This is a genomic window from Streptomyces sp. LARHCF249 (assembly GCF_052871255.1).
Genome location: NZ_JBIXJQ010000023.1, coordinates 1 through 13,054, shown reverse-complemented (window position 1 = coordinate 13,054; position 13,054 = coordinate 1). Strand labels below are relative to the sequence as shown.

General features: G+C 75.1%; 12 protein-coding genes. 10 read left to right on the top strand and 2 right to left on the bottom strand.

The window, feature by feature from the left end; genetic code table 11:
* The first annotated feature begins 11 nt into the window (after nucleotides 1-11).
* Together ACIPUC_RS36445 and ACIPUC_RS36440 are read left to right on the top strand one after the other, a co-directional pair.
* Complete coding sequence (locus ACIPUC_RS36445; protein WP_446594686.1) at nucleotides 12-1,874, top strand: beta-ketoacyl [acyl carrier protein] synthase domain-containing protein; 1,863 nt, start codon at nucleotides 12-14, stop codon at nucleotides 1,872-1,874.
* Nucleotides 1,871-2,731, top strand: a complete 861-nt coding sequence (locus ACIPUC_RS36440; RefSeq protein ID WP_446594685.1) for a 4'-phosphopantetheinyl transferase family protein — start codon at nucleotides 1,871-1,873, stop codon at nucleotides 2,729-2,731. Before ACIPUC_RS36445 ends, ACIPUC_RS36440 begins: the two co-directional genes overlap by 4 nt.
* Before the next feature lie 128 nt (nucleotides 2,732-2,859).
* Here ACIPUC_RS36440 and ACIPUC_RS36435 read toward each other — a convergent pair whose 3' ends face one another.
* Nucleotides 2,860-3,855, bottom strand: coding sequence for an AfsR/SARP family transcriptional regulator (locus ACIPUC_RS36435; RefSeq protein WP_446594684.1), 996 nt, complete (start codon nucleotides 3,853-3,855; stop codon nucleotides 2,860-2,862).
* Between the two features lie 245 nt (nucleotides 3,856-4,100).
* Between ACIPUC_RS36435 and ACIPUC_RS36430 the strand changes: the two genes are divergently transcribed.
* From ACIPUC_RS36430 to ACIPUC_RS36415, 4 genes are all read left to right on the top strand, one after another.
* A complete protein-coding gene (locus ACIPUC_RS36430) occupies nucleotides 4,101-4,922 on the top strand; it encodes an AfsR/SARP family transcriptional regulator (protein WP_446594683.1) in 822 nt (273 codons plus the stop codon).
* 147 nt (nucleotides 4,923-5,069) lie between these two features.
* On the top strand, nucleotides 5,070-5,801 hold the full coding sequence (locus tag ACIPUC_RS36425) for a thioesterase II family protein (RefSeq protein WP_446594682.1): 732 nt from the start codon (nucleotides 5,070-5,072) through the stop codon (nucleotides 5,799-5,801).
* Nucleotides 5,798-7,057, top strand: a complete 1,260-nt coding sequence (locus tag ACIPUC_RS36420; RefSeq protein ID WP_446594681.1) for a beta-ketoacyl-[acyl-carrier-protein] synthase family protein — start codon at nucleotides 5,798-5,800, stop codon at nucleotides 7,055-7,057. The genes ACIPUC_RS36425 and ACIPUC_RS36420 overlap by 4 nt, the downstream gene beginning before the upstream one ends.
* A 78-nt stretch (nucleotides 7,058-7,135) precedes the next feature.
* Nucleotides 7,136-8,419, top strand: coding sequence for an FAD-dependent monooxygenase (locus ACIPUC_RS36415; protein WP_446594680.1), 1,284 nt, complete (start codon nucleotides 7,136-7,138; stop codon nucleotides 8,417-8,419).
* Between the two features lie 22 nt (nucleotides 8,420-8,441).
* Here ACIPUC_RS36415 and ACIPUC_RS36410 read toward each other — a convergent pair whose 3' ends face one another.
* Entirely contained in the window at nucleotides 8,442-9,857 is a 1,416-nt protein-coding gene (locus ACIPUC_RS36410; RefSeq protein ID WP_446594679.1) for a condensation domain-containing protein, read from the bottom strand.
* Nucleotides 9,858-10,301: 444 nt separating this feature from the next.
* Between ACIPUC_RS36410 and ACIPUC_RS36405 the strand changes: the two genes are divergently transcribed.
* From ACIPUC_RS36405 to ACIPUC_RS36390, 4 genes are all read left to right on the top strand, one after another.
* On the top strand, nucleotides 10,302-11,927 hold the full coding sequence (locus tag ACIPUC_RS36405) for a class I adenylate-forming enzyme family protein (protein WP_446594678.1): 1,626 nt from the start codon (nucleotides 10,302-10,304) through the stop codon (nucleotides 11,925-11,927).
* A 67-nt stretch (nucleotides 11,928-11,994) separates the two neighbouring features.
* Complete coding sequence (locus tag ACIPUC_RS36400) at nucleotides 11,995-12,309, top strand: antibiotic biosynthesis monooxygenase family protein (RefSeq protein ID WP_446594677.1); 315 nt, start codon at nucleotides 11,995-11,997, stop codon at nucleotides 12,307-12,309.
* 52 nt (nucleotides 12,310-12,361) lie between these two features.
* Entirely contained in the window at nucleotides 12,362-12,688 is a 327-nt protein-coding gene (locus tag ACIPUC_RS36395) for an antibiotic biosynthesis monooxygenase family protein (RefSeq protein WP_446594676.1), read from the top strand.
* Nucleotides 12,689-12,746: 58 nt separating this feature from the next.
* Nucleotides 12,747-13,054: antibiotic biosynthesis monooxygenase family protein (locus ACIPUC_RS36390; RefSeq protein WP_446594675.1), on the top strand; the 308-nt coding region annotated here is incomplete at its 3' end.

Sequence of the window (13,054 nt, the reverse complement as noted above, 5' to 3'; positions counted from 1 at the left end):
AGCGCGTCCAGATGGACGAGAAGGAAGTCCTGACCCGGTTCAAGAACGGCCATCTGGACCGGGCACAGGCGGCCGCGCTGCTGACCGGCACCGGCGCCGGCCCGCGTACCCGCGGCGGTACGGGCCCCGGGAGCGGCACCGGGACCGGTGCCGGGACCGGCATGGGCGCGGGCGTGGGCATGGGCCTCGCCGCCGGCGGCACGGTTCCGGTGCCCGTGGCCTTCCCGCGGCCGGACACCGCGCGGGAGCGCGCCGCGCAGGGGCCGTCCTCCACCGAGCGGATCGCCGTGGTCGGGATGGCCGGACGCTACCCGGGCGCGCCCGACCTCGCCTCGTTCTGGCGGCAGGCGCGCGAGGGGCACGGCAGCGCCGGAGCGCCGCCGTCCGGGCGGCCCGGTGACGAGCGGGGCCACTACCTGGAGCGCGTCCAGGACTTCGACGCGGAGTTCTTCGGGATCGACGGGTCCGAAGCCGCCCTGATCGACCCCCAGGAACGGCTCTTCCTGGAGACGGCGTGGGAAGCCCTCGAGGACGCCGGATGCACCGGCGGCCGCCTGGACGCCCTCACCTCCGCGGACGGGACCCCGCGCAGCGTCGGGGTGTTCACCTGCGCCGGGACCGCGGACTACGCACTGCTCGCGGCCCGGACCTGGACGCGCGAGCGGCCCGTGCGGCTGCCCCGCGGCGGCCACTGGAGCCTGCCCAACCGGTTCTCGGCCCTGGCCGGCCTCACCGGCCCCAGCCAGTCGGTCGACTCCGCCGAGTCCTCCGTGCTCGTCGCCCTCCACCTGGCGGCGGCCGCCCTGCGCGCCGGAGAGTGCGCCGCGGCGCTCGTGGGCGGCGTCCAGCTGCTGCTGCACCCCGCCAGCCGCCGTCCCGGCGCGGGCGAGGGCGTCGGCGCGCTGCTGCTCAAGCCCCTGGAGCGGGCCCTGGCCGACGGGGACACCGTCCACTGCGTGATCCGCGGCAGCGCCGTCGGCCACACCGCACCGGGCTTCTCGGCCGCCGGACCGGGCCGCGGCTCCCGGGCCGCCGGTGACGAGGCGGCCGACGGGCGGCGGGTGCCGCGCGCGGCGCTGCGGGCGGCCGGGGTGGACGCCTCCACCGTCGCCGTCCACGAGGACACCGATTCCGTACGGGCGTTCGTGGGCGAGGCCGGGGCCGTGACCGGGGCGGCCGCGCTGACCCGGGCCGTGCTCCAGCTCAGCCACCGGGTGCTGGTGCCCGGTCCGGGCAGGGCCGAGGCGCAGGCCTGGGAGGGCGGGGAGTCGGCGCCGCGCCAGGCGTCCGTCGGGGCGCACGGGGCCGGCGGCTGTGCCGCGCACGTGATCCTGGAGGAGTACCTCCCCGCCGCCGGGGCCGACGCGCCCGCCGAAGCCGCGGGGGCCGCCGGGGGAGCCGAGCTGTTCGTGCTGTCCGCGCCCACCCCGGCCCATCTCGCCGCCACCGCACGCCGGTTCGCCGAGCTGCTGGGCGGTGCGGGCCCGGTGCCGGCGCTGGGCGTGCTCGCCCGCGCCCTGCGCACCGGGCGCGCCGCGATGGACTGCCGGTTCGCGGCCGTCGTCGGCGACACCGCGGAACTCGCGGCGGCCTTGGAGCGGTTCCTGGCGGACGGCGGCCCGTACGCCGACCTGCGGGACGGCGGCGCCGACCCGCTGGACATGGGCGCCGTGCCCGAAACGGCCGACTACCTCGCCGCGCTGTGGCGGGCCGGGCACCTGCACCAGGTCAGGAGCCTGTGGCTGGCCGGACTGGACGTCGACTGGGCCGCGCTGGAGCGGGCCCACGGGGCGGGCGCCGTGGCCGTGCCGCTGCCCGCGTCCGCGTTCCTGCGCACCCCGTCGTGGCTGGGCGGCGAGGAGGAACGGGCATGACCATGCTGACTTCCGGGCCTGCCGGGCCCGCCGGGTCCGCCGGGCCGTCCGCCGGGCCCCCGGGGCCGGACGGGAACAGACCCGGCCCGGTCAACCTGTGGTTCTGTCCCAACGAGGACCTCGCCCCCGGGATCGCCGCCACCCTGGCCTCGTACTGGCTGGACGAGCACGAGCAGGAGATCGCCGGGCGCTTCCTCTTCGAACGCGACCGCCGCCAGTACCTCGTCGCCCACGCCCTGGTGCGCCGGGTGCTGGCCCTGGAGACCGGCATCCCCGAGGCCGAGGCGATCATCTGGCGCTCCTCGCGCGGGCGGCCGTTCCTCCAGCTGCCCGCCGGAGGACTGCCGCGCGGCGCGGACACGCTGGACTTCAACCTCTCGCACGCCCACGCGTACAACCTGATGGGCGTGTCCCGCGAGCACCGCATCGGTGTGGACGTCGAGCGGCTGGACCGGGGCGAGCGCGGCCTGGAGAACATCATCGCGACGTTCTCCCCCCAGGAGCAGGAGTGGATCGCCCGCGCCGCACCCGGGCGGCCGCGCGACCGGCGGGCGCTGCGCCTGTGGACGCTGAAGGAGGCCTACTCCAAGGCCCGCGGCCTGGGGCTCGCCCTGCCCTTCGACTCCTTCGCCTTCACCCTGGCCGAGGACCAGGGCGTCCTCGCCTTCCGGCCGCCCGCCGACGACTCGGCGAGGCGCTGGCGCTTCCTCGAGGTCGAGCCGGTGCCGGAGGTGCTGGCTGCGGTGGCGGTGGAGGTCGACGCCGCCCGGCCGCCGGCGGTCCACCTGCACCACGGATTCCCCTGGGGGCGCGCCGCACCGCGCCGACTGGTGCTGCCGGAACTCGCCGGAGTATGACCTCGTGCGTGAAATCGGCCGTCGCGTTCTCGAGAAATCCCCGGCCGCGGATATCCGCGGCCGCTGGAATATCGGTGGAGAATATCTCGAGCCGAATTCCGGGTGGCGCGGCTGCCGTTCCGATTCGGTCAGAGGACGGGCGAGGCTTGCCGGACGCCTTCGGACAGGAGTGTGAAACGGCGTACGAGTTCTTCCTGTTCGCGGCCGATGTCGTCGATGCGGGCCCGGAGGCGGGCGATTTCCCCGCCCAGGCCCAGTACGGCCGCGTCCAGGCCCGCGGCGGCCGGCGGCCCGGCGCAGTCCAGCCCCGGCTCCCGCAGCAGGACGGACTCCATCCGGTCCCGCAGGGCCGGCCCGGGCCCGACGCCGAGCTCGCCGAGCAGCCGCTGCCGGGCCCGCTCGTACACGCCCAGGGCCTCGGACCTGCGGCCGCACCGGTACAGGGCGAGCATCAGCAGGTCGTAGAAGCGCTCCCGGGTGGGATGGGACGCCGTGAGCCGCTCCAGCTCCCCGGTGACCTCTTCGTGCCGCGCGCCGCGCAGCTTCGCCTCGTAGTACGTCTCCAGGGCGGTCAGCCGGCTCTCCTCGAGCCGCTCCGCCTCCCGAGCGCAGATCTGGCCCCGTCCGCTGCCTTCCAGCGCGGGCCCGCGCCACAGCTCCAGGGCCCGGTGCAGCAGGTCGGCGGCGTGCGCGGGGTCGGCCACGACCGCCGCCCGGCCCTGAGCGGAGAGCCGGTGGAAGCGCTGGGCGTCCGTACGGGCCGATCCGAGCCGCAGCAGGTAGCCGAGCGGGTGCGTGGTGATCAGGGCCCGGTCGGGGTCGTCCTGGCCGGCACCGCCCCGGCCGGGGCCGGGCAGGACGGCGGGCGCCAGCAGCCGGCGCAGCCGGGCCACATGGGCCTGGAGCGCGTTGGCCGCGCCCGCGGGCGGGCGGTCCCCCCACAGCTCGTCGATGAGCCGGTCGGTGGAGAGCACCTCTCCGGCCCGTACGACCAGGGCCGCGAGAAGGGCGCGCTGCTTGGCGCCGGACGGCGCGATCGAGGTGCCCGACCGGTGGTCGTGCACCTCGACGGGGCCCAGGACGCGGAAGTCCAGGCCGTCGCTCTGACGTACGTCCCATTCCATCGGTCACTCCTCCCAGCGATCCGGTGGGAATCGCGGAAAAGACCTGTACGGACGGTCGTTGAATTACGTTCCGGCAGTCATCCCGCAAGGGAATCTAACAGTTTGACTGAAGTGCGCAAACGCCGAAGTTGGAGGTGCGGTCGACAAGCACTCAAGAAATTGAGGGGTGTTGCCCTGGGTCCCGCTACTGTGCCTCAGTCGAAGGCTTGAAATCGATGGGAACTCGACGACGTGCGGAGGAAACCGTGAAGATTCAGGTTCTGGGTCCGTTGAGTGCCGAAGTCAACGGGGGCTCGATTGTTCCGACGGCCGGCAAGCCGCGCCAGATTCTGGCGCTGCTCGCGCTCTACCCGGGGCGGGTGATGCCCGTACCGACCCTGATGGAGGAGGTGTGGGGCACCGACCTGCCGCAGAGCGCGCTCACTACCCTGCAGACCTACATACTCCAGCTGCGCAGGCGGCTCGGTACGGCCATGGGGCCGGGCGACCCGGGCGGGGCCAAGGAGGTGCTGGCCACGCGGCACGGCGGATACCTGCTCCAGATCGCCCCGGAGAGCGTGGACGTCCACGAGTACGAGCGCCTGGTGGCCGACGGGCAGAGCGCCTTCGAGGAGGGCGACGACGAGCGCACCGCCGCCAAGCTGCGGCAGGCGCTGGCCCTGTGGCAGGGCCCGGCGCTGGTCGACGTACGCGTGGGGCCGATCCTCGAGATCGAGGTCATGCGCCTGGAGGAGAGCCGGCTGGTGACCGTCGAGCGGCGCATCGACGTGGACCTGCGGCTCGGCCGGCACACCGAGCTCATCGCCGAGCTCTCCGAGCTGATCGCCCGGCACCCGCAGCACGAGGGCCTGCACTCGCAGGCGATGGTGGCGCTCTACCGCTCCGGCCGGCAGGCCACGGCGCTCGACGTCTACCGCAGGCTCCGGATGCGCCTCATCGAGGACCTCGGGGTCGAACCCTCACCGCAGCTGCAGCGCCTGCACCAGGCGATGCTGACGGTGGATCCGGCGCTGGACGTGCCGGCCGGCCCGCGCCGGGGGTCCACGTTCGACCTGTACGCGGCCTGAGATGCGGCACGGGGACGCCGGGACCGCGGACGGTGGCCGAAGGCCGCGGTCCGCGGTGGCGTGACCCGGATCCGGGGAGTGCTCGAGCCTCCCTCGAGCGGGGCTGGTCAGGGTGGGGTGGATACGGTGGCCGAGGAAGGACGGGGCATGGCACGGGAACAGGACGTGCGGCTGGTGTGCTTCGCGCACGCGGGAGCCGGGACCTCGGCCTTCCACCGCTGGAGCGATCTGCTCGGCCCCGGAGCGACCCCCGAGCCCCAGCTGCTGCCGGGCCGTGACGGGCGGCGCCGCGAGGCGCGGGTGACCACCCGCGAGGCGCTCCTCGACGACTTGCGCGAGCTGTTCAAGGAGCAGCCGCCCGGCCCGTACGTCCTGTACGGGCACAGTCTCGGCGGGCTGATCGCCTACACGCTGACCCGCGCGCTCGACGACGCGGGACTGCCGCTGCCCGAGCTGCTGGTGATAGGCGCCGTACCGCCGCCCGACGTGTTCGCGGGAGCGGCCTTCGCCGCCGACGCGCCCGACGACGAACTGATGCGCATCCTCGAAAGCTTCGACGGCGTGCCCGCCGGCATCGATCCCGGCGTGTGGCACCGCTTCGTCTTCCCCGTGCTCCGCGACGACCTGCGGCTGGCCGCCTCGCTGCGCGCCGCCGCCCTGGATCCGGTCGCCGGCGGCCCGGTGTCCGTCCCGCTGCTGGCCGTCGCCGGCAGCGAGGACCCGGTGGGACCCCCCGAAGTGCTCCAGGGCTGGAGCAAGTGGACCACCGGGCGCTTCGAGTTGCGCACCGTGCCCGGCGGACACTTCTTCGTACGCGACGGCGAACTGCCGAGACTGCTGGGGCAGGTCTGCCGGACGGTGGGGCGGTCCGGGCGTTGAAACGCGTGGTCATCACCGGTATCGGGGTGGTCGCCCCGGGCGGTGGCGGCACCAAGGGCTTCTGGTCGATGCTGACCGCCGGGCGCTCCGCCACCCGCGCGGTCACCTCCTTCGACGCGCGGCCGTTGCGTTCGCGCGTCGCCGCCGAAATCGACTTCGACCCCCTGGAGCACGGGCTGAGCGCGGCGCAGGCCCTCGACCTCGCCCGCGTGACGCAGTTCGCGCTGGCCGGCGCCCGCGAGGCGCTCGCCGACAGCGGGGCGGCGCCGACGCTCGACCCGCTGCGCACCGGGGTCGCCCTGGGCAGCGCGCTGGGCTGCGCCTCCGAGCTGAGCCTGGAGTACGCCGTGGCCAGCCACGTCGGCGCCCGCTGGCTGGTCGACCACACCCGGGCGGTGCCCCAGCTGTACGACTACTTCGTACCGGGTTCGCTGGCCGCCGAAGTGGCCCGGGACGCGGGGGCGCAGGGACCCGTCTCGTTCGTCGCCGGCGGCTGCACGGCCGGCCTGGACTCGCTGGGCCATGCGGCCGAACTGATCCGCGAGGGCAGCGCCGACGTGGTGCTCGCCGGAGCGGCCGAGGCCCCGATCTCGCCCGTGGTCATGGCCTGTTGCGACACCGTCCGCATCACCTCGCGGCGCAACGCCGAGCCCGCGAGCGCCGCCCGGCCCTTCGACCGGACCCGGGACGGGTTCGTGCTCGGCGAGGGCGCGGCCGTCCTGGTCCTGGAGGAGCGGGAGCGGGCCCGCCGCCGCGGCGCCCGGGTCTACGCGGAGCTCTCCGGCTACGCGAGCCGGGCCGCCGCCCAGCACATGACGGGGCTGAGCCCGGACGGTGCGGAGCTGGCCGCGGCCATCGGCGCCGCGCTCGACGAGGCCCGCCTCGACCCGTCCGCCGTCGAGTACGTCAGCGCGCACGGCTCGGCCACCCGGCAAAGCGACCGGCACGAGACCGCGGCCATCAAGCGCGCGCTCGGCCGGCACGCCCGCCACGTGCCCGTCAGCGCGATCGCCTCGATGACCGGGTACCCCCTCGGCGCGGTCGGTGCCTTCCAGGCCGCCGCCGGGGCCCTGGCGATCGAGTACGGAACGGTGCCGCCCACCGCCCACCTGCGGGTGCCCGATCCGGAGTGCGATCTCGACTACGTCCCCGGGACCGCCCGTCACCAGCACACGAGCGCGGTGCTGGCCCTCGGCAGCGGATTCGGCGGGTTCCAGAGCGCGCTCGTGCTGACCCGTCCGGACTCACTCGCCTAGGCCGTCGCCGGCCGGCAGACCCTTCCGGCCACAGCACTGGCCGACCGCCCGGACCGACCCACGACGGAGGGACACCCCATGGACCACCCCGATCCGTGCCCCGCGACCACCGCCGCCGAGACCGGGACCGACGTGTGCGTCGTCGGCGCCGGACCCGCCGGGCTGGCACTGACCCTCATGCTGCTGCGCTCCGGCGTCCGCGTGACGCTGATCGAGCGGTCCACCGCCCTGCGCCGGGAGTTCCACGGCGAGGTCCTCCAGCCGGGCGGCCAGCGCATCCTCGACGAGCTGGGCGTCCTGGGACCGGCGCGGGCCCGCGGCTCGCTCGCCCTGACCGGCTTCCAGGTGCTGGACGAGGGCCGGGTGCTGCTCGACATCGACTACGGGCGGCTGCCCGCCCCGTACGACCACCTGCTGGCCCTGCCGCAGCCGCATCTGCTGGCCGAACTCCTGGGCGCCTGCCGGGAGCTGCCCGGCTTCACCCACCTGGAGGGCCACCGCGTGTCGGCCCTGCTGGAGACGCGGCCCGGCAGCCCCTGCACCGGGGTCGTCGCGCGGGGACCCGACCGCGAGCCCGTCACCGTACGCGCCCTGGCCGTGGTGGGCGCGGACGGCCGGTTCTCCAAGACCCGGGCGCTGGCCGGGATCGGGGCCGGCCGCTCGGACTCCTTCGCCCACGACGTGGTGTGGTTCTCGCTGCACGCGCCCGGCCGGGCCACCGGGAAGGTCCGGGTGCACCGGGCCGGCGGCAGCGCCGTCCTGGTCCAGGACAGCCACCCCGACCGGCTGCGGATCGGCTGGACCCTGCCGCACGGCGGATGGAGCCGGCCGGGCCGCGGGATCGAGGAGATCCGCGGCGAACTGGCGCGGGTGCTCCCGCAGTTCGCCGACCTTCTGCACGAGCAGCTCACCTCGCTGAACCAGCTCACCCTGCTCGACGTCTTCGCCTCGCACGCCGAGCAGTGGACCCGCGACGGCCTCGTCCTGATCGGGGACAGCGCGCACACGCACGGCCCGATCGGCGCCCAGGGCATCAACCTCGCGCTCCAGGACGCCGCCGCCCTGCATCCCGTGCTCGTGGAGGCGCTGGGCCGGGGAGCGGTCACGGCGGCGGACCTGGAACCGTACGACCGGCGCCGGGCGGCGGCGGCCGCGGCCGTCCACCGGATGCAGCGGATGCAGGCGCGCGCGATGTTCGGGGCGGACGGGGCGTTCGCCCGGTTCGCGCTGGCCCGCGCCGCCGGGCTGGTCACGCGCACCCCCATCGGGGGGAAGATCACGCGCAAGGTCGCGTTCGGGACCGATCCGGTGGCGGTGCGCACCGATCTGTTCACCGCGTCGGCGGCGCACCGCCCGGCCTGACCCGAAAGACAGGCCCCGGGGCTCAGCGGAAGCGGGCCTTGGGGTGGTCGGCGACATCGCCGAGCAGCCCGAAGTAGTCGGCGCGCAGCTGGCGGATGCGGGCCTCGGAGAACACGGACGGGTCGTACGTGAACACGCAGTGCGCGGCGCGCTCGTCGTGCCGCAGCTGCAGGGTCAGGGGACGGGCCGCCGGGGCGGGAGCGGACGTGAACGGCTCGGCGCGCAGCCGGCCGCCCCAGGAGGCCGTACCCCACCGGGGCCCGCCGGCGGCCGGTCCGGCGCCGAACCGCACCTCGTCCAGCTGCTCCACCAGCCGCGGCCGGCGCAACTGCGCGGCGACCGGCTCCAGCGGCACCTCGTGGTGCGCGAAGTCCCACGCGCTGGTGAGCCGGACCCGGTCGACGACCTCGCCGAAGGAGGGCGCGCCGGTCAGATCGGCCCGCAGCGCCACCGCGTGGGACAGCGGGCCCAGCATGCGCTGCTCCCCGTCCCGCGCGCGCTCGGGGACCGGCCCGCGGACGGTGATGTCCCGCTGGCCCGACCAGCAGGCCAGCAGCAGCTGGAAGGCGGCCAGGCCCACCACCTGCACACCGGCCCGGTGCCGGCGCGCGGCCTCCGCGATCTTCGCGGACAGCTCCTGCGGCAGCGGGAAGGACAGCGCCCGCCCGGGGCCCGGGGTGCGCCCGGGCGCACCGGGCGCGCCGAGGTCCCAGGGCAGGACGGCCGGTTCCGCGCCGTTGAGCCGGCGCAGCCAGTACTCGGTGCTCTCGTCGACGCGTCCCTGCGCCGCGCGCTGTTGCTGCCAGGCGGCGAGGTCGGCGTACTGGGCGGCCGGGCGGTCCGCCGGCACACCGCGGTAGGCGGCGGCGAGTTCCGCGACGAGCACACCGAGCGCGCAGGAGTCGGCGATCAGCTCGTGCAGGACGAAGACGGCCACGTGGTCGCCCGGGCCCTGGCGCAGCAGCCGCAGCCGGGCCAGCGGTTCGCGCGCCGGGTCGAACGCCCGCTCCCGCTCCGCCGTGACGGCCGCGGGTACCTGCGAGGGCCGGACCTCCGCCAGCGAGACGGGTACGGGCAGTTCGTCCGGCGCCGCGACGACCTGGGTGAGCCGGCCGTCGTGCACCAGGTAGTGGCTGCGCAGGATCTCGTGCCGGCCGGCGACGGCCCGCCAGGCGGCCGCCAGGGCCTGGGCGTCCAGTTGTCCCGTCAGCCGGAGCGTGCCCGTCACCACCGGGGGGCGGGTCCGGTGCGGGAGGCCGGCCCAGAGCGCCTCCTGGCCGGGCGAGGCAGCGAAGCGCAAGGGGCCCGGGCCGGCCGGACGGGGCAGCCGGGGGAGGGCGTCCGGCTCCGGCTGCGGTCTGGGTCTGTGCTCGGGATCGGCGTCCGCCGTCAGCGGGGCCGGGGCCCCGGCTTCGTCCATGAGTACCGTCGTCACCATCGGTTCAACGCCTCCTCGGCGATCAGCGCCGTGGGGCCGGTGCTGCGGCCGGGAGGGTTCACCGGGGTCACGACCCCCGGCAGACCTTCCAGGCCACGGCAGCGGCCGCCTTCCTTCCCGGCGAGCCGGGCGCGGCACCCCCGGCGGGGGTCCGGGTAGTGCGAGGTCACGCGAACGGTAGGGCGAGCCGCGGGCAGTGGCCCGATTCCTCGAGCGCCCGTCGATCGCACGCGTGGCGGTCGTCGATTGCGATCACCGCGCGACAACCATCCCGACGCGTCCTGTGGCGCGGCTTGAGCACGCTTCGAAGCTCCTTCGAGCACGAATGCCGACGGTGGTACCCGACCCTCCCGCAGAAGCCCCCCGGCCCACCCGGCCGCCCCACCGCCGGCCGCCCGCCCCGGACCGATCCGACCGTCAGCCGCCCGACCAGTGAGGAAAGCCGTGCCGCGATTCACGTATCCCGAACTCCCGCTGGACGCCCTGCTGCGCCGGGCCGCCGTCCGCGACCCCGGCGGCTGCGCCATCACCGCGGCCTCGGGCGCGGTCACCTTCGCCGAGCTCGACGACCGGGCCGACCGCTACGCGGCCTGCCTGGAGCAGCGGCTCGGCCGCCGCGGCGCCCGCGTGGGCGTCGCCAACGTCCTGGACGCGGACTTCGCCGCCGCGTACTACGGCACCGTCCGCAGCGGCAACACGGTCGTCCTGGTCAACCCGCTGATCAAGGAGGCCGGGCTGGTGCACGTCTGCGCCACGGCCGAGGTGGAGCTGGCCCTGGTCCCGACGGCGACGGCCGAACTGCTCGTCAAGGCGCGCGAACGGCTGCCCGCCCTCGCCGAGATCATCGTGACCGACGCGCCCGACGGGGTGGTGCCCGCGGACACCGTGCCGCTGGCCGTCGCCCTGGACCGGGTGGCCGAGAGCCGTCCCACCGCCGCGCCCGGGTCCGGCGCAGCCGGCGCCGGCAGCGCCGATCTGGCCGCCGACGCCTGCATCCAGTTCACGACGGGCACCACGGGCCTGCCCCGCGGAGTCCGCCTCAGCCACCGCAACCTGGTGGCCAACGCCGCCCAGACCGCCCACGCGCACGGCCTGGGCAGCGACAGCGTGACCCTGAACCACCTGCCGCTCTTCCACGTCATGCACCTCAACTCGGCGATCTATGCGGGAGCCCGCCAGGTGCTGTGCAACGACCCGGCGCCGACGGCCGCGCTCGAGCTGGCCGCCGGGTCCGGAGCCACGCACTTCTACGGGCTGCCGGCCCGCCTGCACCAGCTCGCCGCCGCCGTCCGCGCCGGCGGGCAGGACGGCGCCGACCTGCCCGCCCCGCCCGCCGGGCTGCGGCTGCAGGCCGTCCTGTCCGGCGGCACCGCGCTGGCCCCCGCCGCCACCCGGCAGCTCCAGGACTGGCTCGGCGTCCCCGTCGTCCAGGGCTACGGGATGGCCGAACTGTCCCCGCTCGCCCACAGCCAGGACCCCGAGCACCCGCTGACCGGCTCGGTCGGCGCCCCCGTCGCCGGGACCGAGTGCCGGATCGTCGACCTCGCCGCCCGGGAGCCGGTCGACGTGTACAGCACCGGGGAGGTCCAGGTCCGCGGACCGCAGGTGATGACCGGATACCTCGGCGACGACGGCCAGGGGCACCTGGACGCCCAGGGCTGGTTCTCCACCGGCGACGTCGGCTACGTCACCCCCGACGGGGTGCTGTTCCTGGTGGACCGGCTCGGCGACGTCTTCAAGTACGACAACGAACTCGTCTCCCCGACCGCCGTCGAGCGGATCCTCGCCGACGACCCGCGCGTCGCCGATTGCGTGGTCGTGGGCTGGCCCGACCCGGTCCACGGGGCCCTGGTGTGGGCGGGGATCGTGCTGCGCGAGCCGACCGCCCCGGGACTGCTCGACCTCGTCGACTCGATCGTGGTGCGGGCCAACGAGCGGCTCGCGCCCTTCGAGCAGATCCGCCGCGTCGAGGTCATCGACTCCGTTCCGCGCACCCCCGTCGGCAAGCCGGAGCGCCGCGGCCTGCGCCGCACCCTCCACGCACGGGCCGCGGCCGAGGCCGCCGCCTGATCCCCGAGCCGTCCTTCGTTTTCAATCCCGTCCCCATCCGCATCCCCTGATCTGAGGAGAGACCGCCATGCTGACCTTCATCAACAAGATGACCGTGCTCGGTGACGTCAACGAGTTCCTGGCCGCGAAGGAGCCGGTGACGGCGTACCTGGGCGGCACGGCCAAGCACGTGGGCAGCCGGACCCTGCGCAACCTGGGTGAGCCGAACGTCTTCATCTACATCGCGCACTGGGACGACAAGGAGGCCTTCGAGGCCGCCGTGGGCAGCGAGGAGTACAGCGCCCTGGCCGCGCCGCTGGCCGCGCTGGTGAAGTCCGAGCCGGCCACGTGGACGACCCTCCCCGAGGGCGAGCGCCTGCAGGCGGACGGCACCTACGCCTGATCGCCGTCTTCATCCCCGCCGCTGCGCCCCCCCGACCCGAGGAGAGACCACCATGGTGACCTTCATCAACAAGCTGACCGTGTTCGGCGACGTCAACGAGTTCCTGGCCGCCAAGGAGCCGCTCACGGCCTTCATGAGCGCCCAGCCCGGCCACGTCGGCAACCGCACCCTGCGCAACCTCGATGAGCCCAACGTCTTCATCGAGATCGCCCACTGGGACGACCACGCCGCCCACCAGGCCGTCGTGGGCAGCGCGGAGTTCCGCGCCCTCGTCGCCCCGCTGGTCGCGCTCGCCAAGCCGGAGCCGGCCCTGTGGACGACGCTCCCCGAGGGCGAGCGCCTGCAGGCGGACGGCACCTACGCCCCGGCCGCTGCCTGATCCGCGGACCGTCCGCCGTTCTCCACCCCGCCACCCCCTGATCTGAGGAGAGACCGCCATGCTGACCTTCATCAACAAGATGACCGTGCTCGGTGACGTCAACGAGTTCCTGGCCGCGAAGGAGCCGGTGACGGCGTACCTGGGCGGCACGGCCAAGCACGTGGGCAGCCGGACCCTGCGCAACCTGGGTGAGCCGAACGTCTTCATCTACATCGCGCACTGGGACGACAAGGAGGCCTTCGAGGCCGCCGTGGGCAGCGAGGAGTACAGCGCCCTGGCCGCGCCGCTGGCCGCGCTGGTGAAGTCCGAGCCGGCCACGTGGACGACCCTCCCCGAGGGCGAGCGCCTGCAGGCGGACGGCACCTA